The organism is Dactylosporangium sp. McL0621 (genome assembly GCF_049995355.1).
GTDB lineage: Bacteria > Actinomycetota > Actinomycetes > Mycobacteriales > Micromonosporaceae > Dactylosporangium.
The window spans coordinates 9,021,705-9,046,295 of record NZ_CP188259.1 but is presented as its reverse complement, the minus strand read 5'-3'; the positions used below and the strand labels follow the sequence as shown (position 1 = coordinate 9,046,295).

The window sequence follows — 24,591 nt, the reverse complement described above, 5'->3', positions numbered from 1 at the left end:
GTCGAACCCGACGCAAACGCGTGAAAATTACCGGCCGGACCAAGGTCCCTGACCGCGGCCGTGACCTGAGCTAGTGGGCGGTGCGCTGGCTGTCCAGGTACGCCTCGAGGCGCTCCGGCACCGCTGACGCGCAGAACAACGCGCCCTGGGCCAGGCGGCAGCCCGCCGCCGTGATGGTGGTCAGCTCCGCGTCCTCCTCGACGCCGTCCACGGCGACGTCCACCCCCAGCTGCCGCGCCAGGTTCACCACCGCCGCGACCACCGCCGTCTCCGCCCCCGCGAACGTGCGCCGGTCGACGCGGACGAGATCGAGCGGCAGGCGCCGCAGCAGGCTCAGCGACGTCGCCTGGACGCCGAAGCCGTCCAGGGCCGTCCGCGCGCCCAGGGTGCGTACGGCGGTCAGGCGGTCCACGAGGTCCGGCGGCGGCGGCGGCACGGTGAACTGCACGATCAGGCGCGACGGCGGGAAGCCCGTCGCGGCCACCAGGTCCACGAAGCCGTCCGAGGCCAGCAGGGCGGGGGAGACGGTCACGGCCAGCCAGAGCGGCGGGGTTCCGCCCCAATGGGCGAGCTGGCGGCCGGCCGCGGCCAGCAGCCAGGCGCCCAGCTCGTGGTGCAGGCTCAGCTGGTCGGCCACGGGCAGGAACTCGGTGTCGGCCACGGCGCCCAGGCCCGCCCGGCGCCAGCGGGGGCGGGCCTCCACGCCGGCCACGCGGCCCGACGGGAGCTCGACGACGGGCTGGAAGAGCAGGTCGAGCTCGCCGCGCAGGAGGGCGCCCGGCAGGTCCTGCTCGATGGTGAGGCGGCGGCGCAGCAGGGTGGCGGTCGCCTCGTCGTACCACTGCGGCGGCTGGGCCGGGCCGAGCCGGCGGGCGCGCTGGAGGGCGAGCTCGGCGCGGCTCAGGCCGCTGCCGCCGGTGTGCTCGGCCAGGCCGGCCGACGCGGACAGGTGGGAGGCGACGCCCAGCACCGGGTACGGGTCGGACAGCAGCGTCAGCAGGCGGCTCGCGGTCATCTGGGCGTGCACAGCGCCGCCGGAGGTGAGGACCGCGAACTGGTCGCCGGTCAGGCGGGCGGCGACGTCGCCGGGGGCCAGGGCGGCGCGCAGGCGGCGGGCGGCCTCGACGAGTACCGCATCGCCGACCTCGTGCCCGCGCAACTGGTTGACGCTCGTGAGCCCGTCCAGGCCGAGCACGACGAGCACGCCCGGCGCGGTGCGCTCCTCCAGCCGGCGCCGCAGCTCGGTGCGGTTGGCCAGGCCGGTGAGGTGGTCGCTGCGCGCGGCCTGGTGCAGGGCGTGCTCGAGCTGGCGGCGCCGGCTGATGTCGCGTACGTACACGACGACGGCCCGCACGGACGGGTCGGCGCGCTGGTCGCTGACGCTCCACTCGGTCTCGCGCCACACGCCGAAGCCGTCGCCGAAGCGAGCCTCGACGAGCGTGGCGCCCGACTCCAGGGCCGCGGCGACGGCGTCGGTCTCGTCCGGGTGGACGCGGTCGAGCAGGGGGCGGCCGACGACGTCGGCGTCGGCGAGGCCGAGGTGGCGCGCGGCGGCCGGGGACTGCCAGCGCACGACGAGGGTCTCGTCGAGCATCATTGTCACGTCGGCGGAGCCGGCGACGAGGGCGCGGAAGCGGGCCTCGCGCTCGGCGAGGCGGCGCGCGTACTGCCGCACGTCGGCGACGGCGAGCGCCTCCCGCACCGCGACGATGACGACGCCGACGATGGCCAGGACCGCGGTCACCGGGTCGAAGCGGCCGGCGACGACGAGGTGGTAGGCGGCGGCGATGAGGGCGCCGGCGAGGGGGAGGGCCAGCAGCGGGTACCGCGCGAAACTGCCGTCGGTGCCGGGCGCCGCGGGCTCGGCCGGGCCGCTCGGCACGCGGCCGCCGGTGAGCAGCGGGCCGGCGACGAGGGGGACGCCGGCGAGCAGCAGCCAGCCGGGCTCCGCGTGGTAGTCGAGCAGCATGATCACCGCCGTCTGGGCGACGATCATGAGCAGGATACCGAGGCCGGGCCGGGCCGGGCGGCGCCGCGCTGGACGGTGGCGGCGCGCATGGTGCCCACGACGGTGGCGCCGACGGCGACGCCGGCCACGAGCACGGCGGTGAGGGCGGCGCCCTTGAGCCCGGCGGCCTCGAAGACGACGAGCCAGGCGATGAAGAACAGGAGGACGCCGATGCCGACGCCGTCGAGGAGCCGGCGGACCCGCCCGATGTAGGTGGCGGCCTGGCCGGGCAGGTGGAACAGGCCGGCGAGCAGCGTGCCGGCGACGAAGAACAGGCCGATGAGCGGCAGCTCGGCGGCGAGCGGTACGTCGGTGAGCCGGGCATCGGGGGCCACGACGGAGGCGATGCCGGCGGCGGCGGTCGACACGCCGCAGAAACCGAGACCGGCGCTGACCGGGCGGTGCCAGGCGGCGGACCCGTCGGCGGGCCGGAGCAGGGTCGCGGCGCGCGCGGCGGCGACGAGCCCCGCGACGGCGAGGGCAAGCCCGGCGGGCATCAGCCCGGCGAGGGCCGCGACCAGTGCGGCGACGCTGAGCGTGACCGGGACCAGCAGCACGAGGCCGAGTCTGGCGCACCTCGAACAATGCGGCAAGCATTGACGAAGTTACGTTCCGTTGTGGCGATCTGGAACGTCCGGGTTCAATATCCGTGCCGCCGGCTACGTGCTGAGCCCGGGCAGAGTGCCGTTCGTGACCCGGCGGCGGAGCACCACCTGGCGGGTGCCGTCCGGATACAACCGGACCCGCGCCAGCTCCCAGCCGCCGTACTCGGCCTGGATCGTCAGCTGTGCGTTAGCGGTCATCCGGTCGACATTCGACGGCAACCGCAGCGGCACGTATTCGTAGTCCATGCACCGATAGTGCTACGCCACAATGCGCTGCACCAGCCCTTGTGTCCCGGTACCGCCCGACCCGGCGACGGCCAGCGCTCCGGTCGCAGGATCAACCGCAACAGCCAGCGGCAGCTGTACCGTCGGGTGCCGGCCGGCCTCGCGCGGCGCCCCGCCGCCCAGGTCGAAGCCCACCACCTCATTGCGCTGCGTGAGCGTCACCCACAACACGCCCCGCCCCGCGTCGTACGCGGCCGCCCACGCCCCGCCCGGCACCGGATGGCGCTGGCGCAGGATCAGCGGCCCCGTGTCGAAGACGAGCAGCTCGCCGTCGCGCGCGTCGATCACCGCGAACCGGCCCCCGCCGGCCGCGGCGACGGTCACGGCGCCGTCGCCGGCCCGCAGGGCCTCCTGGCGCGCGCCGGTGGCCGCGTCGAAGACGGTGATCGAGGACTCGGACGCGTCCACGACCGCGATGCGGGACTTGTCGGCGGCCAGGGCGCTCGGCCGGCCGCCGGTGTGGATGGTCCGCAGCGTCGCGCCCGTAGGGGAGAGGATGATCACGTCGCCGCGGGCGGGCAGGGCGACGGCGGTCCAGTCGGCGTCGCGGGGCACGGCGATCGCGCCGCCCTCGGCCGGCAGCGTCCAGGCCGGGCCGCCCGGGAGGTTCTGCACCGCGGACCCGGCCACGACCCGGAACCCGCCGGCGACGGCCACGATGCTGCGCGGCGCTCCCTCGATCGGGGATCGGGCGAGCTCAGGGAGTACAAATGCGGATTTGTCGGAAATAATGGCCGTGGTGGCACCGATTGCGACCCCGATCGGGCGTTCCGGCACCGGCGTCGTCGTGCCGGCCGGTGCGACGGAGGGCGCGGGGGCCCAGGTCGGGGTGGGCATCGTGGCGTCGGGGTGGCTGACGGGCGCGCCGGCGTCACACGCGGTGAGCGCTAGCATGCCGGCCAGGAAGAGCAGTCGGCGCATGTGGCCCAAGATTACGTTTGCCGCTCCGGGTAGCCGGACGTGGGCGCCGACACGTCGTCGAGCGCGGACCGGATCTCCCGCGGCAGCACGATCTCCTCGGTCTGCAGCGCCCCGAGCAGCTGCCCGACGGTGCGGGCGCCGAGCACCGGCGCGACCACGCCGGGCCGGTCGCGGACCCAGGCCAGGGCCACCTCCAGCGGCGACACGCCCAGGCCGCCCGCCGCGGTCGCGACCGCCTCGACGATCCCGGCGCAGCGGTCGTCGAGGTACGGCGCCACGAACCGCTCGAAGTGCGGCGACGCGGCCCGGGAGTCGGCCGGCACGCCTGTGCGGTACTTGCCGGTCAGCACCCCGCGGCCCAGCGGCGACCAGGGCAGGATGCCGATGCCCAGGGCCGCGCAGGCCGGCACGACCTCGCGCTCGATGCCGCGCTCCAGCAGCGAGTACTCGACCTGCGTGGAGACCAGCGGGGCCCGGCCCGGCCAGGCCGCCTGCCAGGTGGCGGCGCGGGCGGTCTGCCAGCCGGAGAAGTTCGACACACCGGCGTAGCGGGCGCGGCCGGTGCTCACCGCGGTGTCGATCGCCGAGAGGGTCTCCTCCGGCGGCGAATCGGGGTCGTACCCGTGCACCTGCCACAGGTCCACGTGGTCGGTCCCGAGCCGCTGCAGGGACGTGTCCAGGGCGGACAGGAGGTGGCCGCGGGAGCCGTCGCGCCGGCGGGCCATCCCCGGGCGCAGGCCGGCCTTGGTCGCGATGACCAGCTCCTCGCGCGGTACCAGCCGGCCGACCAGCGCGCCGATGACCGACTCGGCCTCGCCGTCGGCGTAGACGTCCGCGGTGTCCAGCAGCGTCCCACCGGCGTCGCGGAACGTCTTGAGCTGGGCGGCCGCGTCGTCGGCGTCGGTGTCACGGCCCCACGTCATCGTGCCGAGGGCCAGCCGGGATACCGCCAGCCCGCTACGGCCGAGCGGTCGCTGCTGCATGCATGGAACGATACGGCCGGATGGCGCCTTCGTACGGTAGGCATGGCCTGTCAGCGGCGCAGGCTACCCTGGTGCCGCACCGTGCAGGGTCGCACGGGGGACCCTGGGAGGCAGTTGTGCGGCTTGCGTTGAACCTCGGTTACCTGTCGTCATGGAACGACGAGGCCGGCCACCTGGCGATCGCCCAGGAGGCGGACCGGCTCGGTTTCTCCTGCGTATGGGTGGCGGAGGCGTACGGCTCCGACGCGCCGAGCATGCTGGCCTGGATCGCCGGGCAGACCGAGCGGATCGAGCTGGGCTCCGCGGTCTTCCAGATCCCGGCCCGCACCCCCGCCATGACCGCGATGACCGCCGCCACCATCGACAAGCTCTCCGGCGGCCGGTTCCGCCTCGGCCTCGGCGTGTCGGGCCCGCAGGTCTCCGAGGGCTGGCACGGCGTGCGGTTCGCCAAGCCGCTCAAGCGCACCCGCGAGTACATCGACATCGTCAACCTCGCGCTGACCCGCAAGGTCGTCGAGTACGACGGCGAGTTCTACACGCTGCCGCTGCCCGACGGCCCCGGCAAGCCGCTCAAGCTGACCCTGCACCCGATCCGCGACCACGTGCCGGTCTACCTCGCCGCCGTCGGCCCGAAGAACCTCGAGCTGGCCGGCGAGGTCGCCGACGGCTGGCTGGCCATCTTCTTCTCCCCGGAGTTCGCGCACGAGTCCCTGGGCTCGATCGCCGCGGGCCGGGCGAAGGCCGGCAAGACGATGGACGGCTTCGAGGTGGCGGCGTCGGTACCCGTGGTGTTCGGCGACGACGTCGCGATGTGCGCGGAGCTCGTGCGGCCGTACGCGGCCCTCTACGTCGGCGGCATGGGCTCGCGGGAGCAGAACTTCTACAACGCCCTCGCCACCCGCATGGGCTACGGCGACGCGGCCAAGGAGGTTCAGGACCTCTACCTCGCCAAGCGCCACCGCGACGCCGCGGCCGCCGTACCGTTGGAGTTCATCGACCGCACCTCGCTGCTCGGCCCGGTCGAGCGGGTGGCGGAGCGGCTGAAGGCGTACCAGGAGGCGGGCGTGACGGAGATCTCCACCATTGTGTTCGGCGACGCCGACTACTCGATCGGCGTGATCCGGCAGCTCGCCGACGCGTGGGAGAAGGCAGGTCTCGCGTGAACGGTCCGGAGCGCAGCGGAGGGGCCGGTCACCAGGTGGCTCAGTTTTGGCACGCGGCTGACGAGCGTAGCGAGGAGGCCGCGTGACCACAGTATTGCTGCTGCGGCACGGGCGGACCACGACCAACGCCACCGGGGTTCTCGCGGGTCATCAGCCCGTCGGCCTCGACGAGGTCGGGCGTGGGCAGGCCGTCGCGGTCGGCGAGCGGCTGGCCGCGGCCAAGCTGCCCCTGGCCGCGGTCGTCAGCAGCCCCCTGCCCCGCTGCCGGGAGACCCTGTCGCTGGCCATGCCCGACGTCACCGACGTCGTCGAGGACGCCGGCATCATCGAGTGCCGCTACGGCGACTGGACCGGCCGCCCGCTCAAGGACCTGGCCAAGGACCCGCTGTGGGCGACGGTGCAGGCCCACCCGTCCGCGGCCCGCTTCCCGGGCGAGGACGCCGAGTCGATGGCCGAGATGTCGGCGCGCGCGATCGCGTCGGTCCGCGGCTGGGACGCGCGCCTCGCCGCCTCCCACGGCCCCGAGGCGGTCTGGCTGGCGTGCAGCCACGGCGACATCATCAAGGCGATCGTGGCCGACGCGCTCGGCATGCACCTGGACCTGTTCCAGCGCATCGCGGTCGAACCGGCGTCGGTGACCGTCATCCGGTACACCCCGCTGCGGTCCTTCGTTCTTCGCCTCAACGACACCGGTGGCGATCTGTCCGGGTTCCTGCCCCCGGAGAAGACGGAGGGCGAACCATCCTCGGACGCCGCCGTCGGGGGCGGTTCGGGCGGCTCGGTGTGATGTGCCCACCTGCGGCTTTCGCGGCCGCTTCGGGCGGTTCGGTGTGATCTTGTGCCCGCTTGCGGCGGATGCCGTCGCGACTGGATAGAGTTTCTGACATGAGCGGTTCGGAGCGTAGCTTCGGCTCATGCCGGCGCCCGCGCGAAGCGGAGGTGACAGCATGAGCCACCACGTGCATGCATTCGAGCCGCCCGAGCGGTTCGTTGCCGGCACCGTGGGTTCGCCGGGGGAGCGAACCTTCTTCCTGCAGGCCCGCGGCGGCGGCCGGCTGGTCAGCGTGGCCCTGGAGAAGGTCCAGGTCTCGCTGCTGGCCGAGAAGCTCGAGGAGCTGCTCCAGGAGGCCCACCGCCGCTTCGGCGTCGACCTCGCCGCCGAGACGGTCGTCGAGACCGCCGACAACGAGCCCCTGGACACGCCCCTCGACGAGGAGTTCCGCGTCGGCACGCTCGGCCTGCAGTTCGACGTCGACACCGCCACGGTCATCATCGAGGCGATCGCGGTCGGCGACGAGGAGGCCGAGGAGCCGGAAGAGGACGAGGACGACGAACTGGCCACCGCCGACCGGGACCGCCTGCGGGTCCGGCTCACCCCGGCGGCCACGAAGGCGTTCATCGAGCGGGCCAAGCGGGTCGTCGCCTCCGGCCGCCCGCCGTGCCCGCTGTGCGGCCAGCCCCTCGACGCGCGCGGGCACCTCTGCCCGCGGCACAACGGCTACCGCCGGTAGCCCGGAGTGCCGGCCCTGCCCGAGGACGAGGCCCTGGAACTGCTGCGCCACGGCGAGCTGGAGCTCGAGGGCCGGCTCATGGACGCCTCCAACGCCACCCTGCGCTGCGTCGTCACCCTGGGCGACACCGTGGCCCGGTGCGTGTACAAGCCGGTGAGCGGCGAGCGCCCGCTGTGGGACTTCCCGGACGGCACCCTCGCCGGCCGCGAGTACTCCGCGTGGCTGCTCTCCAAGGCGACCGGCTGGGACATCGTCCCGCCGACCCTCCTGCGCGACGGCCCGCTCGGCCCCGGCATGTGCCAGCTGTGGATCGACGACGACCAGCAGACCGACGACCTGCTCCTCGGGTTCGTCCCGGCCAACAAGGTCCCGAAGGCCTGGCGGCGCATCATGTCGGCCCGCGACGAGCACGGCCGCCCCTTCGCCCTCGCCCACGCCGACGACCCGCGGCTGGCGCGGATAGCCCTCTTCGACGCCGTGGCGAACAACGCCGACCGCAAGGGCGGCCACGTGATCGACACCGTGGACGGCAAGGTCCACGGCGTCGACCACGGCATCTGCTTCCACACCGAGGACAAGCTGCGCACCATCCTCTGGGGCTGGGCCGGCGAGCCGATCCCGGACGAGGGCGTGGAGGTTCTGGAGAAGCTGCGCGCGCAGTACTCCGCGGGCCTGGCCGAGACGTTCTCGGAGCACCTGACCCCGGCCGAGGTGGCCATGATCTGGGTGCGCATCGACGCCCTGCTGCAGACGCGCTGCTACCCCGAGCCGGACGAGGACCGCCACGCGGTCCCGTGGCCGCCCATCTGACGCGCTGCGCCGCGACTTCACCACTGTGAGCCCGATAAGTCGGGCGCTCCGCGCCGCGACTTATCGGATTTGTCGCCTGGCCGGGCATAAATCCGATTCCGCAGGAATCGGATCACGGCTCGGCTGAATTCGCTCCTCTGCGGAGAACAGCGGAAAAGGGGTAGTTCGGTCCCGGCTCAGCTGAATGCGATCCGCCGCGGGCGCCGGTTCAGTCCTGCGGTTAACAGCTGCCCGATAAGTCGGGCGCTCCGCGCCGCGACTTATCGGATATTTACCCCGCCAGGCGTTATATCGCATTCAGGCGGACGGGTGGCCGATGTCGAACAGGTTGCCCTCGGGGTCGGCGAGGGTGGTCCAGGTCGCCCCGTACTCGTCGAAGTCGCCGACGTGCTTGGCCCCCAGGCCGGTCGCGCGCTCGACCGCGGCCGCGATGTCGTTCGTGTGCAGGTCGAGGTGGACGCTGTTCTTGCCGGGCGTACGGTCGGGCACCCGGATGAACATGAGCACCGGGGTGAGCCCGGCCGAGCGGCCCGCGGTGGCGAAGTACTCCGACGCCCCCGGATCGACCTCGCGCCCCAGCAGTGCCGCGTAGAACCCGGCGAGCTCGGTGGCGTTCCCGCTGCAGTCGACCGTCACATTGGCAAGCATGATTTCCGACATTTCCTGCTCCTTCTCGTTGTGAAGTGATATGTCGGGCGCTGCGCGCCGCGACATATCTGACTTATCGCCGGTCGGGGTATAAGTCCGAAAAGTTCGATCACGAAGTGTCGGACTTTTCGTCGTCAACCGGCGACCGGCCAGCAGACCTCCGTGCGGAACCGCTCCTCGTCGTCCGTGTGCTGCGGCCCGACCAGGTACTGCTCCACGATCGGCTCCGCCAGCGCCGTGTCGTGCTCGGCCACGTGCGCGCCCAGTGCCCCGTACGTGAGGTCGCAATCCGCGAACGGCCCCGCATGCACCGCCACCGCGTAACGGCGGCCCGGCAGCGCCGAGAGCCTCGGGTCACCGGCGAACGCGCCGGGCAGGACGGGTACGAACGCCACCACCTCGCCGGCGTCCTGCTCGAAGAACTCGGCCGAGTAGGTGCAGCCCGCCACCCCGGCCGGGTCGGCGCCCGCCTGCGCGAGCGCCCCGAACAGCTCCCCGAACGCCGTCCCGCACCACGCGGCCACGTCCGGGCGGGCGACCCTCGCCCCGACGCGCAGGACGGAGGCGGGGGCGTGGGTGCGGTACAGCACCGTGACCGGCGGCGCCGCGTCCAGCAGCCGGCGCAGCGAGGCGACGACGTCCCGGGTCCGGGCCAGCTCCGCCTCCATGCGGTCCAGGTGCCGGGCGAGCGCCTCGGCGCGGGGCTCCTCGCCGGGCGCCGCGAGCACGGTGCGGATCTCGGCCAGGGGCATGTCCAGGCCGCGCAGGCGCCGGATGAGATGCGCGTCGCCGACCTGCCCGGGGTGGTACCGCCGATGCCCGGTCTCCCCATCGACGTCGGCGGGCACGAGCAGGCCGATGTCGTGGTAGTACCGCAGCGTCTTCGCGGACAGGTGGCACAGCCGCGAGAACTCCCCGATGGTCACGCCCGATGTCATGCCGACCAGTCAAACCCTTCCAGTAGCGGGAAGTACAAGCGCAAGGGCAAGTTTCGTCACATCCCGCGCCCGGCCCGCGCTTGGATACGCTGTTGGTCATGGACTCCTGGACCGCACCGGCGCTGCCCACGCTGCCCCGCCCCGCCGGCGACGCCGCGCCGCTCGCCCTGTTCGACTCGGCGCGCCGGGAGATCGCCCCCGTCGACCTCGCCGGCCGGCCGGCGACCATGTACGTGTGCGGCATCACCCCGTACGACGCGACGCACCTCGGGCACGCGGCCACCATGATCGCGTTCGACCTGGCCAACCGGGTGTGGCGCGACGCCGGGCACGAGGTCGACTACGTCCAGAACGTCACCGACGTCGACGACCCGCTGCTCGAGCGGGCCGAGCGCGACGGCGAGGACTGGGTCGTCCTCGCGATGCGGGAGACCGCGCTGTTCCGCGAGGACATGGAGGCGCTGCGGATCGTGCCGCCGAAGCGGTACGTCGGGGCGGTCGAGTCCATCCCGCAGATCGCACGCAAGGTCGCCGCGCTCATCACCTCCGGCCACGCGTACACCCTCGACGACGGAACCGGCGACGTGTACTTCTCCGTGGCCACGGCGCCGGCGTTCGGTACCGAATCCAATCTTTCCCGCACCGAGATGCTCCGCCTCGCCGCCGAGCGGGGCGGCGACCCGCAGCGGCCCGGCAAGCGCGACCCGCTCGACCCGCTGCTGTGGCGCGGCGCCCGCGACGGCGAGCCGGCGTGGAACGGCGGCGAGCTCGGCCCCGGCCGCCCCGGCTGGCACATCGAGTGCACGGTCATCGCCCAGAGCCTGCTCGGCGACACCATCGACGTGCAGGGCGGCGGCAACGACCTGCTCTTCCCGCACCACGAGTGCTCGGCCGCGCACGCCGAGGCCCTGTCGGGCAAGGCCCCGTTCGCCTCGCACTACGTGCACGCCGGCATGATCGGCCTCGAGGGCGAGAAGATGTCCAAGAGCAAGGGCAACCTCGTCTTCGTCTCCCGTATGCGCGGCGACGGCGTGGACCCGATGGCGGTACGTCTGGCCCTGCTCGCCGACCACTACCGCAACGATCGCATGTGGACCGACGACGTACTCAAGACCGGCCAGCAGCGCCTCTCGCGCTGGCGCGAGGCGGCCCGCGCGGGCATCGGCCCGTCGGGCGCGGAGCTCGTCGCCCAGCTCCGCGAACGCCTCGCCGACGACCTCGACGCGCCGGGCGCCCTGGCCGCCGTCGACGCCTGGGTCGACGCGACGCTGGCCGACGCCGGCGACGACCGCGAGGCCCCGGCGATCATGGCCACCGCGGTCGACGCGCTGCTCGGCATCAAGCTCTGACCCGCTCCCTCGGTCACACCAGCGCAGGCTCTTCGCGGCCGGCCACCAGTCGGACGGTGGCCGGCTCCGGAGCCCCCTGCCGCAGGCGTTCGTGGGCGTACTCGCAGATGACCGCATGCTCATAGACCGCCCGCGGCACCTCGAGCCGGCTGTCGACCCGCACGGGCACGCCGGCCGGCGCCCAGGTCCGGAACACGGGATCGCCGGTGATGTCGGCGAGCACGGCCATCAGGTGCGTGTCGAGGCGCAGTGAGTGCACGGCCCGGCGGTACTCGGCCGCGCTCAGGCACAGCGCGAACGGAACGTTCATCAGGCACAGCGCCGACTGGATGTCCAGGCGCATGAATCTGCGCGTCCGGGGCTCGGCGTCGATCGCTTCGACGGCGAGCATGCTCGTATCGAGTCCAGGTGCACACATTCCGCCGGTGGGCATGCGCGTTTCGCGCGCTGGGGTGCTCGTTTCGCGCGCCGGCATGTGCGTCTCGCGCGCCGGCATGTGCGTCTCGCGCGCCGGGGTGCGCGTCTCGTGCAGCGACGTGCTCGTTTCGCGCGGCAGTGGAGGCGTCTCGCGCGGCGGGGTGCGCGTTTCGTGTGGCAGGGTGCGCGTTTCGAGTGGCGGTGTGCGCGTTTCGCCCGGCGACGTGCTCGTTTCGCGCGGCAGTGGAGGCGTCTCGCGCGGCGGGGTGCTCGATTCGCGCGCCGACGTGCGCGTTCGAACGGCCTTCAGCACCTCGTAGACGTTCACATCGTGCTCGATCACCGCGCGGTTCTTGAGCGCCGTGAGCGCCTGCGGCCGCAACGACACCTCCTCGCGCATCCCGGTGTTGCGCGCGACGAACACGAGCAGGTTCGTCTCGACGATGAAGTGCCGCACGAGCAGCTCACCCGCGGCCGGGCTCACACAGCGGCGCAGGAACCACACGCACAACGCGTCCATGACCCCGTGCGCGGTGAGCCGCCCGGGCACGATCCGCCGCAGCATCACGACCACGACGACGAGCGCGTTGCAGACGGGGCGCAGCAACGGGTACACCCATCGCCGCGACCACGACCGCTGGTCCTCGATGACGAGCCGCAGCGTGCGCGCATCGATCGGCTCGCGCGCGGCGAGCTCGTCCCAGATCTCGTCGCCGCTCATCGGATCTCTTCCAGCTGCAGCGCGTACAGCCGCGCGGTGATCCGGGCGGTGTGCACGATTGCGGCGCAGGCGACAGGATCGGACATGAGCGGGCCGAGCAGACGGTGCATTTCGCTCACATGCTCACCGTCGTTCTCGCCGTGGTACCGCAGGAAGCTCACCTGACCGTCGGCCAGCCCGAGCTGGTCCTGCAGCATCCGCGCCCATCCGAGCGCCTTGGCCGTGCCGAGCCCCTCGATGACGAACATCGCCCCGAGCAGATCGACCGGATCGGGCCGCGACGCCTGCTGCAGAATGAACGCGGACAGCGCCTCCGAGCCCGGGTTCTTGGCCCCGCCCCGGATCTCCCCGAGATCCCCGCCGACGGCCACGAAGTCCCGCTCCAGCAACAGAAAGTCGCGATGCTCCTCGGCCGCGTGCCGGATGGCGGCGCTGCGCAGCTCGAACCGCTCGGCCGAGAAGTTGGAGGCGGCCCGGGAGATCCAGCGTCCGCCCTCGACCACCTGCTGGCGGAGGTTGACGAGCAGCGCGCGGTAGTCGTCGATGGTGGCGGTCGAGTCCTCGATGCGCCGCACGATCGGCACGGTGGCGAGTCGCTGTTCGAGCTCTGTCCAAACGTGCGCGAGATCGTCGACGAGTTGAGCGGGACTGACACAGGTGAGCAGTGCGAACGAGATGGTGAACCGCCCGGACTCGGGCACGGCGAGCAGGATGCGATCACCCGCCTTGAACCGCCCGGTACGCCAGGCCTCCTCCAGCATCACGAAGATGCTGGCCGCCCCGGTGTTCCCGCACGTCTCGAGATTGCTGAAGCTGATTCCGGCGATTTCCGGAAGTTCGGCAAATATCCGATCCCGGAACGTGTTCGCCGACCAGTGCACGAGCGCATGGTCAATCGTTCGGATGTCAACGAGCGCGCGCACGCGCTCGACCCCGAGCCGGAACAGCGAGGGCAGCGCCGACACGTCCTGCCGCAGCCGGAACAGCCCCGCCGCCTCCGCCGAGGCCGCACTCGGGGCGTCGAGCCACCCTTCCCCGGCGCGCATGCAGGCCGGGTACTCATGCGCGTACGACACGCTGCGCACCCACTCGACCCGCAGGCTCTCCCGATCCGGGCGCGGCCGCGACGACACCACGACGGCGCCGGCCCCGTCGGAAAGCGTCCACCGCAGGAACTCGGCGTCGGACGTCGACCGCCCCCCGGCCGTGAACCGCGGCTCGGCGAGCACCCGGCTGACGAGCTCCGACCCGACCACCACGGCCGCGTCATGCTCCCCGAGCGCCACCGCCCCGGCGGCGGCCTTGAGCGCGGCCATCCCGGACGCGCACACCCCGCCGGCGCTGAGCAGCTCCATCGGGCCGCCCCCGACGCGGCCGTGCACCATGGCCGCGAACCCGGGCACGAGCTGGTCGCCCATGGTCGTGCCGGTGGCGAGCATCCCGACCTCGCCCATGGCCAGGCCGGCGTCCTTCACCGCGAACTCGACCGCCGCGGCGGCCAGCTCCTCGTTGCTTGAGCCGGTCGCGTAATGACGCTGCCGGATGCCGTTCGCCGCGAGCACCCGTGCGCGCCGCCGGGCCGTGGCCGGGTCGGTCCCGCCGAGCCGCGAAGCGATCTCGTCGTTGCCGACCGGCGCGCCCGGCAGGTGCGCGCCGCACCCCGTGATGTACACCGCTGACGTCTGTCCCATGTGGAACATTGCAGTCGAAGCGGGGAGGCGATCGGATCCGCCGGACGACTCAGTCGGGCTGAGTCGGGGTACCTAAGCGGTCGCGAAGATCGAACCCTGCGGCGAGACCACCGCCTACCGAGGTCGGCCCGACGCGGACTAACGGGTCTCCATCTCGCGAGCAAGCCGGGTCACGGGTGTCAGGTGCATGACACCGCGGCGCTCCGCATAGTCCACGAAGGCGTCGACCTGGTCGTGGTAGGTGTGCCGGAACGTGCCGCACCGGTTCTCGTACCGGCGCTCGTCGAAGGCGTGGTGCGCGCACCCGCCCATGCACACGGGCAACGCGATGCAGGTGCGGCATTCATCGTTGCTGAACGGGTCGTACTGCAGCCACTTCGCCAGACGCCCGTTCGGGTTGGCGTAGTCGCTGATGTGCCCGACTACCTCGCGGTGCTCGCCGACGGTGTCCCAGCACTTGTACAACTCACCGCGACTGCCGACGACCAGTTCGTTGGCACGCACCGCGGTGCACGGGGCACCCGTCGGGCGCGGCAAGTTCGGCGCGGCCAGGCCGTACCTCTCGGCAAGCGCGAAGAACTGCCGCTCGGCGCCCGCAAACTCGGGATTGGAGAGGCAATTGCCGTAGCTCGCCGAAGGAGACAGGAGGTTCTCCGCGACGCCGACGATTTGGCCGGGATACACGCTGAGCTTCCCGGCGAGGCCCTCAGCCGCGAGGATCGCAAACAGTTCCTCGACGCGGTCGACGTTCGCCTGGTCCAGGTTGACCCGCACCCGAATCGACAGGTGCTCGACAGCGTGCCGCAGGTTGCTGAGAATGGTGTCGAAGCTGCCTTTGCCACTCGCGAGCGGGCGCATTCTGTTGTGTACGTCCGGCGGCCCGTCGAGGCCGACCTGGGCGGTGTCGACGCGCCGAGCGCGAAGCTGGGCACACGTCACCTCGTCCAGCAGGTACCCGTTGGTCACGATGGTGGCCGAGTAGGCGACTCCCTGGGCGTCGCACCGAGCGATGAACGTGTCGGACAGCTCGAGCAAGGGGCGCTTGCCAACCAGCGGCTCGCCGCCGAACCAGGTCACGTGGAACGTGCGGATTCGCGGGAGCTGGTCGTCGAGTACGCGAAAGATCATATCCTGGACGTCGCTGTCCACAATGGACGGATGCTTCGCCTCGAAGCAGTATGGACAGTCGAAATTGCAGCCGAGGCTGGTCACCACGGTGAGGGCGAAATGCGAGCGATCGTCACGGCTGGACCGGTATCGCGCCGCCAGGCCGGCCACCTCATCGGCCTCGTCCGTGACGAGCATGCGGCCGGCGACCAAGTTGCCGAGCACGCCGGGTGGGCAGTCCGCGGTGTCGTCACCGTCCATGAGACGGCGGTACTCCCGGTACTGCTCGATCGGTATCCCCAGCAGGCATCCGCTGGCCGCATTGAAAACATACGCAGTCTCGCCCCGCGTCACCCAGACGTTGTACCGCGACTCCCGCACGGCGGTTCACTCCACCGTTTGGATCACGGGCTGGTAGGTGCCGCACGTGCCCAGCGATCCGCACCCCTGACCGCCCGCGTCGTAGACGCCGCACGACGTCAGATTCGGGCACGGGTCCTTGATGCAGGAGATGCCCTCTTCGCTGAACTCGTCGCCCGACGCGAGCAGCTTCATGAGCAGCTCCGTCACCTCAGGGGTCAAGCGCTTCGCGCCGATGACGCTGTTGAGATTCAAGCTCAGTCCGTCGGGAAGCTTCGGCGGTAGCAACCAGCGCGTGCCCGGCGTTGCGTTTTCCGGATTGTCTGCCATATGTCGACCTCCGTGGCGTCGGCGGCTGCGCCGCCGTTCGGAAATGACATGCTGTGCAACGACTCACGCAGCGTAGCAGCGGCCCTACAATAAGGTCAACGGCTCTGGGTAGGCGTGGCAGACCGGTGAGCTAGGCGCCCTCGGTGGACAGCGTCAGGTACTCCAGCAGCCGTGCCGTCGCCGGTGGGTCCGGCGGTACACCGTACGCCGCCGCGCTCACCCGCCGCTCGCCCCCGCGCAACGCGACCGCCGACACCGCCGGTGACCGGTGGGCCCGCAACGCCAGCGCCGGCAGGATCGTCACGCCCAGGCCCGCCGCGACGAGCGACTGCACCGCCACGTAGTCGTCGGTCGTGAACGCGATGTCCGGCACGAACCCGGCCGCCGCGCACCGGCGCACCAGGCTCTCCCGGCACCGGGTGCACCCGGCGATCCACCGCGACCGCGCATGGTCCTTCAGGTCCTGCGAGGCGCCGGGCCGGGTCACGAGGTGCAGCTCCTCGGTGAACAGCGGTGTCAGCCGTACCGCGTCAGGGAAGGCCGGCGAGCCGTAGTCGAACACCAGCGCGAGGTCGACCTCCCCGGTGCGCAGCAGGCGCAGGGCCTCGGGCGGCGACGCCTCCACGAACTCGAGCGACACGTCCGGGTGCGCCTGCGTGAACCGGGCCGCCGCCGGCGGTACGAACGAGCCCAGCGCCGACGGGAACGCGGCCAGCCGAACCCGGCCGGCACGCAGCCCGCTGTGCTCGGCGAGCTCGGCCTCGGCGGCGTCGAGGCGGCCCAGGATCTCCTCGCCCCGCTCGGCCAGCAGCCGCCCGGCCGGCGTCAGCCGCACGCCGCGGCCCACCCGCTGCAGCAGCTGCGCCCCGGTCTCCGTCTCGAGGCGGGCCAGGTGGTGGCTGACCGACGGCTGCGCATAGTGCAGCGCCTCGGCCGCCGCCGTCACCGAGCCGTGCCGCGCCACCGCCACGAGCACCCGCAACCGCGTCAGATCCAGCATCCATCAATCGTGTCTATGAAAATTCCGCAAAACAAGCATTAGACCTATCAGTTGTACCGGTGGAAGCTCACCCCATGCTCACGATGCGCGACGTGCTCCAGGCCCGCCGGACCATCGCCGGCCACCTGCCGCCCACCCCGTCCTGGTCCTACCCGCTGCTCGACGCGGCCGCCGGCCGCCGGGTCGTGCTCAAGCACGAGAACGCCCAGCCCACCGGCGCGTTCAAGGTCCGCGGCGCGCTGAACCTGCTGGCCGGGACCGAGGCCGGCGACGCCCTCGTCACCTACTCCACCGGCAACCACGCGCGCGCCATCGCGTACGCCGCGCGCGAGTACGGCCGCCCCGCCACGATCGTCATGCCCGAGCACGCCGACGAGGTCAAGGTGCGGGCCGTCGAGGCGCTCGGGGCGGCCGTCGTGCGGCACGGCGCCGACATGGGCGAGGCCGAACGGTTCGCGCAGACCCTGCCCGGCCGCCTGGTCAGCCCGGGCGACGAGCCGGCCCTCATCGCCGGCGTCGCCACGTTGTACCTCGAGCTGCTCGAACGCCACCCCGAGCTCGACACGCTCGTCGTGCCCGTCGGCTCGGGCACCGGCGCGGCGGGCGCCTGTCTCGTCGCGGCCGCGGTGGCGCCCGGCTGCCGGGTGATCGCGGTGCAGTCGCAAGCCGCTCCGGCCGCGCACGACTCGTGGCGGGCGGGCTCGTGCGTGTACCGCCAAAATCGCACGACCATCGACGGGCTCGCCACCGGGCGGGGCTTCGCCGGCCCGCAGGAGATCCTGCGCGCGCACCTGTCGGACTTCGTCCTGCTCGGCGACGACGCGATCGGCGACGCCCGGCGGCTGCTCGCCCGCCGCGCGGGCACCCAGGCCGAGGGCGCGGGCGCGGCGGCCCTCGCGGCCGTGCTCGCCCGGCCCGAGCTCATGGGCTCCGCCGTCGGGGTGGTAGTGACGGGGGCCAACGCCACCGAATTGGAGCTTGCCCGTTGAGCGCATCGTTCGTACCGTTCGCCGATTTCCGGCCCGGCCGTGCTCGGCCGGTGACGGGAATCCGGTTACGTCGATCATTACGGACCTGCCGCCCAGGTCCGGAACACCCCCGTCGAAGGAGAGGTCTGTCGTGACCGGTCCTGAAGAGCGGAAGGCCCCGGCGAGTGACCGCAGTCCCTGGAATTGGCTGCTGTTCATCCCGATCGTGGTACCGCTGCTCACGTTCTTGTTCAACGCCGACGGACCCCGGTTCCTCGGCTTCCCGCGGTTCTACTGGCTCCAGCTGGCCTTCATCCTTCTGGGCGTGGGCGTCACCACGCTCGTCTACCAGATGACGAAGAAGAGGTGAGCGGCCATGTGGCGTGACCATGTCCTCGAAATCGTCATCTTCGTCGTGCTGTTCCTCACGGTCAGCGCCATGGGCTTCTTCGCCGCCCGCTGGCGCCGCCCCGACACGCTGAACCACCTCGACGAGTGGGGCCTCGGCGGCCGCAACTTCGGCGGCTGGATCACCTGGTTCCTCGTCGGCGGCGACCTGTACACCGCGTACACCTTCGTCGCCGTCCCGGCCCTGCTGTTCGCCTCGGGCGCGGCCGGCTTCTTCGCGGTGCCGTACACGGTGATCATCTATCCGCTGGTGTTCCTCGTGCTGCTGCGGATGTGGTCGGTGTCGCACCGGCACGGGTTCGTCACCCCGGCCGACTTCGTGCGGGCCCGGTTCCAGTCCCCGACGCTCGCCCTGGTCATCGCGATCACCGGGATCGTGGCGACGATGCCGTACATCGCGCTGCAGCTCGTCGGCATCGAGTCGGTCCTCAAGACCATGGGCGTCACCGGGTCCGGCACCCTCGCCCGGCACCTGCCGATCATCATCGCCTTCGCGATCCTGGCCGCCTACACGTACTCCAGCGGCCTGCGCGCCCCGGCGCTCATCGCGTTCGTGAAGGACATCCTGATCTACGTCGTCATCCTGGTCGCGGTCTTCTACCTGCCGTCCAAACTCGGCGGCTGGGGCGCGATCTTCGACGCCGCCGACGCGAAGTTCGCCAAGACGCCGGCCACGACGGACGGCATCCTGCTCAACGGCAACAACCAGGTCCAGTACTTCACGCTCGCCCTCGGCTCGGCCCTGGCGCTGTTCCTGTACCCGCACAGCATCACCGGGGTCCTGGCGAGCCGGAACCGCGACGTGATCAAGCGGAACATGTCGGCGCTACCGGCGTACAGCTTCCTGCTCGGCCTCATCGCCCTGCTCGGCTTCGCCGCCATCGCCGCGGGCGTGACCCCGCTGACGAACCCCAACGGCACCAACGACAACAACACCGTGGTACCGCTGCTGTTCGACAAGCTCTTCCCGGACTGGTTCGCGGGGGTCGCGTACGCCGCGATCGGCATCGGCGCCCTGGTGCCGGCGGCCATCATGTCCATCGCCGCCGCGAACCTGTTCACCCGCAACATCTACCGCGAATACCTCAAGCGCGACGCCACGCCCGCCCAGCAGGCCACGGCCTCGAAGGTGATGAGCCTGCTGGTCAAGTTCGGCGCCCTGCTCTTCGTCGTCTTCGTCGACCCGCAGTTCTCCATCGACCTGCAGCTCATCGGCGGCGTCATCATCCTGCAGACCCTGCCCGCGGTGGCGCTGGGCCTGTTCACCCGGTGGTTCCACCGCGGCGCCCTGATCGCGGGCTGGATCGCCGGCATGGGCCTGGGCGTGTGGATGCTGTACAAGGTGGTGAACCCGACGACCCACCACCACTTCGCGAGCTCGGCGTTCCCGCTGAGCGAGTGGGGCTTCGACACCAAGAAGACCATCTACGTCGGCTTCGTGGCGGTCCTGGTCAACCTGGCCGTGGCCGCGATCGTGACGCTGATCCTGCGCGCCTCCTCGGTGGCCGACGGCGGCGACGACACGACCCGCGACGACTACTTCGCGGACGAGGGCGACCCGCGCATCAGCGACACCCCGACCTCCCCGGCCCCGGTGGCGACGGCCGCCCCCGACCCGATCACCTGACCGCTCCCGACCGGCGCCGGCCCTGCGACCCAGGGCCGGCGCCCGGACAGGGCCTAACCCAGCGCGAGGCCCGGCTCGTCGTCGGGCAGGCCGGGGCGGGGCGCCGGGATCCGGTACTCCTCCGTCAGCTGCGTCATCGGCCCCGGCCAGGCCGCCTGGGCGACCTCGAGGACCTTGTGGTCCTCGTCGTACGCCACGTGCAGCAGCACCAGTACCGGCGTGTCCGGCCGGATCTGCAGCAGCTCCGACTCCTCGCGCGAGGGCAGCCGGGCGCTCACCTGGTCGCGTGCGCTCGCGTAGCGGCGGCCGAGCTCCTCCTCGACCTCCTGGTACAGCGGGCGGTCGAACACGTCCGGGCGCTCGATCGAGGTGCCGCGGACGTCGTTGGGGCGGAACCACGACGCGCCGACCTCGACGGGGGAGTCGCCGGTGCGCACCAGGTGCCGGCGCACGAGCAGCGGCGCGCCGGGGTCGACGCCGAACGCCTCGGCCACCTCGGCCGGCGCCGGCATCTGCGCGACGATCATGAGATGCTGGCGGTACCGGGCCGCGAGCTCCGCGTGGTAGCCGCGCTGGGAGCCGTAGCGGCCGCGGGAGAGCCGGTTCATGCGCCGCTTCGTGCCGCGCACGAACGTGCCCGACCCGGGGCGCGTGATCAGCAGCCCCTCGATGCGCAGCTGGTCGATCGTGCGCTGCACCGTCTGCTTGGCCACCCCGAACTGCGCGGCCAGGGCCGGGATCGACGGCAGGCGCTCGCCGGGGGCCCAGTCGCCGCGCTGGATCTGCGCGCGCAGCTGCGCCCCGATCTGCCGGTGCGGAAACTCGGCGGCGCCCGGGTTGATGGTCATAGGGCTCAAACTAGCCTCCTAGGAAGCCGAGCGCAACGTGTTCGAGGGGGAGTTTGGTGCCGGCCGCACGAGGGCAGCGGGGCGACGTGACGAACGAGCCGATGAGCACGATGCACGCCGTGCGGGCCCACCGCCGCGGCGGCCCCGAGGAGCTGGTGTACGAGGAGGCGCCGCGCCCCGAGCCGGCGCCCGGCGAGGTGCTTGTGGCCGTGCACGCCGCGTCGATCACCCCCGGCGAGCTCACCTGGGACGCCACCTGGACCGACCGCCGTACGCCGGGGGGCCGCGAGCGCACGCCGATCGTCCCCGCGCACGAGATGTCGGGCGTGGTCGCCGCGCTCGGCCCGGGGGTGACCGGGATCGCGGTGGGCGACGAGGTGTTCGGGCTCATCCCGTTCGTGCGCGACGGGGCCGCCGCCGAGTACGTCACCGTGCCGGCGGACGTCCTGGCCGCCAAGCCCGCGACCGTCGACCACGAGGCGGCCGCCGCCGTCCCGATGCCCGCGCTCACGGCCTGGCAGGCGCTGGTCCGCCACGCCGGTCTGCAGGCCGGGCAGCACGTGCTGGTCCACGGCGCGGCCGGCGGCGTCGGCTCGCTCGCCGTGCAGGTCGCGGCGGACCTGGGGGCGCGGGTCACCGCGACCGCCGGCGCGCGGGACCGGGGCTTTGTGACCGAGCTCGGCGCGCACGAGGTCGTCGACTACGCGACCGAGCGCTTCGAGGACCGCGTCACGGGCGTCGACGTGGTCCTCGACCTGGTGGGAGGCGAGACGCAGGAGCGTTCGTGGGCCGTGCTGCGGCCGGGGGGCGTGCTGGTGAGCGTCGCCGCCCCGCCGGATGCCGGGGAGGCCGCGGCGCACGGGTCCCGCGGGGTCTTCTTCATCGTCGAGCCGGACCGCGCCGAGCTCGAGACGATCGCGCGGCTCGTCGAGACCGGCCGGCTGGCCCCGGTGGTGGACCGGGTCGTCCCGCTGGCCGGCGCGCGCGCCGCCTACGAGGAGCTGGAGACCGGGCACCGGCGCGGGAAGGTCGTCATCGGCGTGGCCCGGCCGGCCGCCTGATCGGGGCCGGCCGGGCGGTGCCGGCTACTTCGCGTTGCAGTGTCTCCACTCTGCCGCAATACCGGACGAACGCCGTGGATTGAGGGCCTGAGCTGCACGGACTCTTACCATCGATGGTGGTCTTTGGTGACCTTTGGCCGACGTCTGACGGCCTGGCGACGGCCTGGAAAGCATCTCGATGTGGACCAACGACGCCTTGACCCCAGCGACGCGCAATGGGTCTGCGGGCGGCTCTTTCCGAGCTTGCAACGCTCGATGAGGTTCTATGTGGGTGGCACTGGGTTGGTCGGCTGGTGTGGTCTGGCTGCCTGTGGTGTGCGGCGGGAGGCCGCGGCGGATCTTGGCATCCCGGAGCGTCGGGTCCAGGGCGGGTAGCCCTGGCCGCGGAGGCCGCCATTTCCGGGTCGTAGGGCCGGAGGCCCTACCCGCCGGAGGCATCGCGTCGTCTTCCGCCCGCCCGGCGCGTTCGTGGTTCGAGCGTCGAGCCGGTCAACCGGTCGGTTGTCACCCTTCGTTTCGCTCGATCGCGCCGGGTGAGCGGCATGGCATGACGTGCGGTGGCCGACATGATGGTGATGGGGGTAAGCACAACGCCCTCATCCCGGGCGTCCAAATAGCGAAGGCGGGATGGTCGCTGGGGGCAACGCGGGCGCATCGCTCGCGTTGCACCACGAACTGGTCGTGAGCGCGACCAGAGAGGACGCTGGTGGTGGGGCGATCGAGAGTGGGCGGTCGGTGATGTTGGTACGCCTGGCCGGCCGGCTGCTACGGCCGTCACCGCCACCGCTGGCGTTGGGGATCGCGGTCGCCGCGCTGCTCGTCGTGTTCGAGATGCTGCTGGCCTATGCGCTCGGACGCGTAGCGTCGAGGGACATCCTGGTGGTGTTCTTCCTGCTCGGCGTGCTGGCGATCTCCACGATCTGGGGCCTGCGGCTGGCGTTGCCGATGGCGTTCGTGAGCGTCGCGGCCTACGAGATCGGCTTTGTCCCGCCCGTCCGGGACCTCGCTGTCAGGCAGACACGGGCGTGGGCGGAACTCACGGCGTTCCTCGTCGCGACGGTACTGGCCAGCTTGATGGGCGAGGTTGCCCGCGTTCGAGCGGTCGAGGCGATCGAGCGCCGCGAGGAGTCCGACCTCTTCGCCGGGGTGGCCCGGCTCTTTCTGGCTGTGCACGATCTGCGGTCGGCGCTGCCGGAGGCGTCGCGCCGCCTGGCGCGGACGTTGCGGCTGCCGTTCGCGGCGATCGAACTCGACAGCGTCCCAGCCGACGAGCACCAAGTGGCACTCCCGCTGCGGTACGGCTCGCAGACCGGCACCCTGCTCGTCCCCGCCGACCTGCCGGAGCCGGTCCAGCAGCGGCTGCGCGAACGAGTGGTGTCAAAGTTGGAGTTAGTCCTGCGGGCCGCGGCCGAGCGCGATGCCGTGGGCCGCTCGCTGCGCGAGCTGGCGGCGGAACAGGCCAGCCTGCGGCGGGTGGCGGTGCTCGTCGCGCACGGTGCGCCGCCCGAAGAGGTCCTGCCCGCGGTCGCCGCGGAGACGACGTCGCTGCTGGAGGCGGACGCCTCGAGGCTGGTGCGCCACGAGGCGCCCTCCGGCACGGTCAGCGTCATCGCCGAGTACGGCATGGAGAGCGTGCCGGGCCTGCGATATCCCGTCGAAGGCAGTGCCGCGGAGCTCGTGCAGCGCACCGCGCTGCCGGCCCGGGTGGACAGCTACGACGACCGCCCTGGTGCCTTCGCCGCCGTGGCGCGCAAGGAAGGGTTCCATACATCGGTTGCCGCGCCGATCATGATCGAAGGCAGGGCGTGGGGGTCACTGGTTGTCCTGTGGAAGCGGCGAACGCCGTCACCACCCGGCACCGAGGACCAGCTGGCGCAGTTCACCGAGCTCGTCGCCACCACGATTGCGAACGCTGAGAGCCGCGCGCAGCTCGACGCGTCGCGGGCCCGGATCGTCATGGCCGCCGACGAGGCCCGCCGCCGGATCGAACGCGACCTGCACGACGGTGTCCAGCAGCGCCTCGTGTCGCTCGGTCTCGAAATCCGCGCGGCCGAGGCGTCCATTCCGGGCGAGCTCGATGAGCTCAAGGCGCGGCTCGGCCGGACGGCCGAAGGCCTGGCCAACACGTTTAAGGAACTGCAGGAGATCTCGCGGGGCCTCCACCCGGCCATCCTCTCCCAGGGTGGCCTCACGCCGGCGCTGAAGGCGCTCGCCCGCCGCAGCCCCATCCCGGTCACGATCAACCCAGCCGCCCAATGCCAGCTACCCAGCAGCGTCGAGGTCGCCGCTTACTACATCGTGTCCGAGGCACTCACGAACGCGGCCAAGCACGCCCACGCCACCAAGATTGACGTGGAGGTCGACATCACCACCGACGACGACACGGCCCGTGAGGTCCTCATACTCTCTGTCCGCGACGACGGGGTCGGCGGCGCCGACCCCGCCCTCGGCTCGGGGCTCACGGGTCTCGTCGACCGGGTCGAGGCGCTCGGCGGACACCTGCAGCTCTCAAGTCCAGCAGGTGCCGGGACGACGATGCTCGCCACGCTACCGACGGACATCGGCCCAGCGTCTACTGCTTGACACTCCAGTCCGCTGATCGCCCCGACTCCTCACGGTGTGGATGTCCGGGGCTTCGGCGTGTCCGCTCGGGCTCGCGCGTCCGCCGGGGGCCGCCGCGCCGGGAGCGAAGCGGCAAGGCATGGCGAGTCCCCCGAGCGGGCGCGCAGCGGCCCGAAGGGCCGCCTTGAAGACGTATGGAAAGTTTGCGCCCGGTGGAGTGCGGCATGTGTCCGGTCTCGGGACCTGCGTGACACATCGGTATCAGGACAT

23 protein-coding genes are annotated in these 24,591 nt (G+C 72.0%); 10 read left to right on the top strand and 13 right to left on the bottom strand.

From position 1 onward, the window contains the following. Positions 1–70: 70 nt before the first annotated feature. The 5 genes from ACPPVO_RS42905 to ACPPVO_RS42885 form a co-directional block, all read right to left on the bottom strand. Positions 71–1,996: an EAL domain-containing protein gene (locus ACPPVO_RS42905; protein ID WP_426504297.1), complete on the bottom strand. Its 1,926-nt coding sequence runs from the start codon at positions 1,994–1,996 to the stop codon at positions 71–73. Beyond that, entirely contained in the window at positions 1,993–2,565 is a 573-nt protein-coding gene (locus ACPPVO_RS42900; protein WP_426504296.1) for a hypothetical protein, read from the bottom strand. The genes ACPPVO_RS42905 and ACPPVO_RS42900 overlap by 4 nt, the downstream gene beginning before the upstream one ends. A 102-nt stretch (positions 2,566–2,667) precedes the next feature. Next, positions 2,668–2,859, bottom strand: a complete 192-nt coding sequence (locus ACPPVO_RS42895; protein ID WP_426504295.1) for a DUF5703 family protein — start codon at positions 2,857–2,859, stop codon at positions 2,668–2,670. Between the two features lie 12 nt (positions 2,860–2,871). Next, complete coding sequence (locus tag ACPPVO_RS42890) at positions 2,872–3,819, bottom strand: YncE family protein (RefSeq protein ID WP_426504294.1); 948 nt, start codon at positions 3,817–3,819, stop codon at positions 2,872–2,874. An 11-nt stretch (positions 3,820–3,830) separates the two neighbouring features. Further along, the gene (locus ACPPVO_RS42885) at positions 3,831–4,802 is read right to left on the bottom strand and encodes an aldo/keto reductase (protein WP_360382296.1); all 972 of its coding nucleotides are present in this window, start codon (positions 4,800–4,802) and stop codon (positions 3,831–3,833) included. 116 nt (positions 4,803–4,918) lie between these two features. On the opposite strand from ACPPVO_RS42885, the gene ACPPVO_RS42880 reads away from it, so the two are divergent. The 4 genes from ACPPVO_RS42880 (at position 4,919) to ACPPVO_RS42865 (ending at position 8,286) form a co-directional block, all read left to right on the top strand. After that, positions 4,919–5,965, top strand: a complete 1,047-nt coding sequence (locus tag ACPPVO_RS42880; RefSeq protein ID WP_426504293.1) for an LLM class F420-dependent oxidoreductase — start codon at positions 4,919–4,921, stop codon at positions 5,963–5,965. A gap of 82 nt (positions 5,966–6,047) precedes the next feature. Further along, positions 6,048–6,752 (top strand): MSMEG_4193 family putative phosphomutase, encoded by a 705-nt coding sequence (locus ACPPVO_RS42875; RefSeq protein ID WP_426504292.1) that lies wholly within the window; start codon positions 6,048–6,050, stop codon positions 6,750–6,752. A gap of 160 nt (positions 6,753–6,912) precedes the next feature. Further along, positions 6,913–7,476 (top strand): DUF3090 domain-containing protein, encoded by a 564-nt coding sequence (locus ACPPVO_RS42870; protein WP_426504291.1) that lies wholly within the window; start codon positions 6,913–6,915, stop codon positions 7,474–7,476. Between the two features lie 78 nt (positions 7,477–7,554). Then, the gene (locus tag ACPPVO_RS42865) at positions 7,555–8,286 is read left to right on the top strand and encodes an SCO1664 family protein (protein ID WP_426514798.1); all 732 of its coding nucleotides are present in this window, start codon (positions 7,555–7,557) and stop codon (positions 8,284–8,286) included. A 297-nt stretch (positions 8,287–8,583) separates the two neighbouring features. Here the strand turns inward: ACPPVO_RS42865 and ACPPVO_RS42860 are convergent, their stop codons facing one another. After that, positions 8,584–8,946, bottom strand: coding sequence for a VOC family protein (locus ACPPVO_RS42860; protein WP_360382304.1), 363 nt, complete (start codon positions 8,944–8,946; stop codon positions 8,584–8,586). 122 nt (positions 8,947–9,068) lie between these two features. Further along, positions 9,069–9,872 (bottom strand): MerR family transcriptional regulator, encoded by an 804-nt coding sequence (locus ACPPVO_RS42855; RefSeq protein WP_426504290.1) that lies wholly within the window; start codon positions 9,870–9,872, stop codon positions 9,069–9,071. A gap of 98 nt (positions 9,873–9,970) precedes the next feature. On the opposite strand from ACPPVO_RS42855, the gene mshC reads away from it, so the two are divergent. Then, positions 9,971–11,221: a cysteine--1-D-myo-inosityl 2-amino-2-deoxy-alpha-D-glucopyranoside ligase gene (gene mshC, locus ACPPVO_RS42850; protein ID WP_426504289.1), complete on the top strand. Its 1,251-nt coding sequence runs from the start codon at positions 9,971–9,973 to the stop codon at positions 11,219–11,221. 13 nt (positions 11,222–11,234) lie between these two features. Here mshC and ACPPVO_RS42845 read toward each other — a convergent pair whose 3' ends face one another. The 5 genes from ACPPVO_RS42845 to ACPPVO_RS42825 form a co-directional block, all read right to left on the bottom strand. Next, positions 11,235–12,359: a DUF6999 family protein gene (locus tag ACPPVO_RS42845; RefSeq protein WP_426504288.1), complete on the bottom strand. Its 1,125-nt coding sequence runs from the start codon at positions 12,357–12,359 to the stop codon at positions 11,235–11,237. Further along, complete coding sequence (locus tag ACPPVO_RS42840) at positions 12,356–14,050, bottom strand: 3-oxoacyl-[acyl-carrier-protein] synthase III C-terminal domain-containing protein (RefSeq protein ID WP_426504287.1); 1,695 nt, start codon at positions 14,048–14,050, stop codon at positions 12,356–12,358. The genes ACPPVO_RS42845 and ACPPVO_RS42840 overlap by 4 nt, the downstream gene beginning before the upstream one ends. A gap of 138 nt (positions 14,051–14,188) precedes the next feature. Beyond that, positions 14,189–15,511 carry a radical SAM protein gene (locus ACPPVO_RS42835; RefSeq protein WP_426504286.1) on the bottom strand — a complete coding sequence of 441 codons (1,323 nt, stop codon included), beginning with the start codon at positions 15,509–15,511 and terminating at the stop codon, positions 14,189–14,191. 33 nt (positions 15,512–15,544) lie between these two features. Continuing rightward, entirely contained in the window at positions 15,545–15,847 is a 303-nt protein-coding gene (locus tag ACPPVO_RS42830; protein WP_426504285.1) for a hypothetical protein, read from the bottom strand. Positions 15,848–15,977: 130 nt separating this feature from the next. Further along, positions 15,978–16,847: a LysR family transcriptional regulator gene (locus tag ACPPVO_RS42825; RefSeq protein ID WP_426504284.1), complete on the bottom strand. Its 870-nt coding sequence runs from the start codon at positions 16,845–16,847 to the stop codon at positions 15,978–15,980. A 74-nt stretch (positions 16,848–16,921) separates the two neighbouring features. Here ACPPVO_RS42825 and ACPPVO_RS42820 point away from each other — a divergent pair, with 74 nt between their 5' ends. From ACPPVO_RS42820 to mctP, 3 genes are all read left to right on the top strand, one after another. Beyond that, a complete protein-coding gene (locus ACPPVO_RS42820; RefSeq protein WP_426504283.1) occupies positions 16,922–17,836 on the top strand; it encodes a threonine ammonia-lyase in 915 nt (304 codons plus the stop codon). Between the two features lie 130 nt (positions 17,837–17,966). Beyond that, the gene (locus tag ACPPVO_RS42815) at positions 17,967–18,185 is read left to right on the top strand and encodes a DUF3311 domain-containing protein (protein ID WP_426504282.1); all 219 of its coding nucleotides are present in this window, start codon (positions 17,967–17,969) and stop codon (positions 18,183–18,185) included. A gap of 6 nt (positions 18,186–18,191) precedes the next feature. Further along, entirely contained in the window at positions 18,192–19,850 is a 1,659-nt protein-coding gene (gene mctP, locus ACPPVO_RS42810; protein ID WP_426504281.1) for a monocarboxylate uptake permease MctP, read from the top strand. 53 nt (positions 19,851–19,903) lie between these two features. Here the strand turns inward: mctP and ACPPVO_RS42805 are convergent, their stop codons facing one another. Then, positions 19,904–20,698, bottom strand: coding sequence for a GntR family transcriptional regulator (locus ACPPVO_RS42805; protein WP_360382319.1), 795 nt, complete (start codon positions 20,696–20,698; stop codon positions 19,904–19,906). Positions 20,699–20,754: 56 nt separating this feature from the next. On the opposite strand from ACPPVO_RS42805, the gene ACPPVO_RS42800 reads away from it, so the two are divergent. Next, complete coding sequence (locus ACPPVO_RS42800; protein ID WP_426504280.1) at positions 20,755–21,759, top strand: NADP-dependent oxidoreductase; 1,005 nt, start codon at positions 20,755–20,757, stop codon at positions 21,757–21,759. Between the two features lie 681 nt (positions 21,760–22,440). Then, the gene (locus tag ACPPVO_RS42795; protein ID WP_426504279.1) at positions 22,441–24,342 is read left to right on the top strand and encodes a DUF4118 domain-containing protein; all 1,902 of its coding nucleotides are present in this window, start codon (positions 22,441–22,443) and stop codon (positions 24,340–24,342) included. Positions 24,343–24,591 lie beyond the last annotated feature (249 nt).

Bases quoted from the DNA above. Each gene is read 5' to 3' on its own strand.
- ACPPVO_RS42870 (WP_426504291.1), top strand. From the start codon at position 6,913: ATGAGCCACCACGTGCATGCATTCGAGCCGCCCGAGCGGTTCGTTGCC.
- ACPPVO_RS42855 (WP_426504290.1), bottom strand. From the start codon at position 9,872: ATGACATCGGGCGTGACCATCGGGGAGTTCTCGCGGCTGTGCCACCTG.
- ACPPVO_RS42905 (WP_426504297.1), bottom strand. From the start codon at position 1,996: ATGATCGTCGCCCAGACGGCGGTGATCATGCTGCTCGACTACCACGCG.
- mshC (WP_426504289.1), top strand. From the start codon at position 9,971: ATGGACTCCTGGACCGCACCGGCGCTGCCCACGCTGCCCCGCCCCGCC.
- ACPPVO_RS42805 (WP_360382319.1), bottom strand. From the start codon at position 20,698: ATGACCATCAACCCGGGCGCCGCCGAGTTTCCGCACCGGCAGATCGGG.
- ACPPVO_RS42825 (WP_426504284.1), bottom strand. From the start codon at position 16,847: ATGCTGGATCTGACGCGGTTGCGGGTGCTCGTGGCGGTGGCGCGGCAC.
- ACPPVO_RS42845 (WP_426504288.1), bottom strand. From the start codon at position 12,359: ATGAGCGGCGACGAGATCTGGGACGAGCTCGCCGCGCGCGAGCCGATC.
- ACPPVO_RS42895 (WP_426504295.1), bottom strand. From the start codon at position 2,859: ATGGACTACGAATACGTGCCGCTGCGGTTGCCGTCGAATGTCGACCGG.
- mctP (WP_426504281.1), top strand. From the start codon at position 18,192: ATGTGGCGTGACCATGTCCTCGAAATCGTCATCTTCGTCGTGCTGTTC.
- ACPPVO_RS42820 (WP_426504283.1), top strand. From the start codon at position 16,922: ATGCTCACGATGCGCGACGTGCTCCAGGCCCGCCGGACCATCGCCGGC.
- ACPPVO_RS42830 (WP_426504285.1), bottom strand. From the start codon at position 15,847: ATGGCAGACAATCCGGAAAACGCAACGCCGGGCACGCGCTGGTTGCTA.
- ACPPVO_RS42860 (WP_360382304.1), bottom strand. From the start codon at position 8,946: ATGTCGGAAATCATGCTTGCCAATGTGACGGTCGACTGCAGCGGGAAC.
- ACPPVO_RS42840 (WP_426504287.1), bottom strand. From the start codon at position 14,050: ATGGGACAGACGTCAGCGGTGTACATCACGGGGTGCGGCGCGCACCTG.
- ACPPVO_RS42885 (WP_360382296.1), bottom strand. From the start codon at position 4,802: ATGCAGCAGCGACCGCTCGGCCGTAGCGGGCTGGCGGTATCCCGGCTG.
- ACPPVO_RS42890 (WP_426504294.1), bottom strand. From the start codon at position 3,819: ATGCGCCGACTGCTCTTCCTGGCCGGCATGCTAGCGCTCACCGCGTGT.
- ACPPVO_RS42865 (WP_426514798.1), top strand. From the start codon at position 7,555: ATGGACGCCTCCAACGCCACCCTGCGCTGCGTCGTCACCCTGGGCGAC.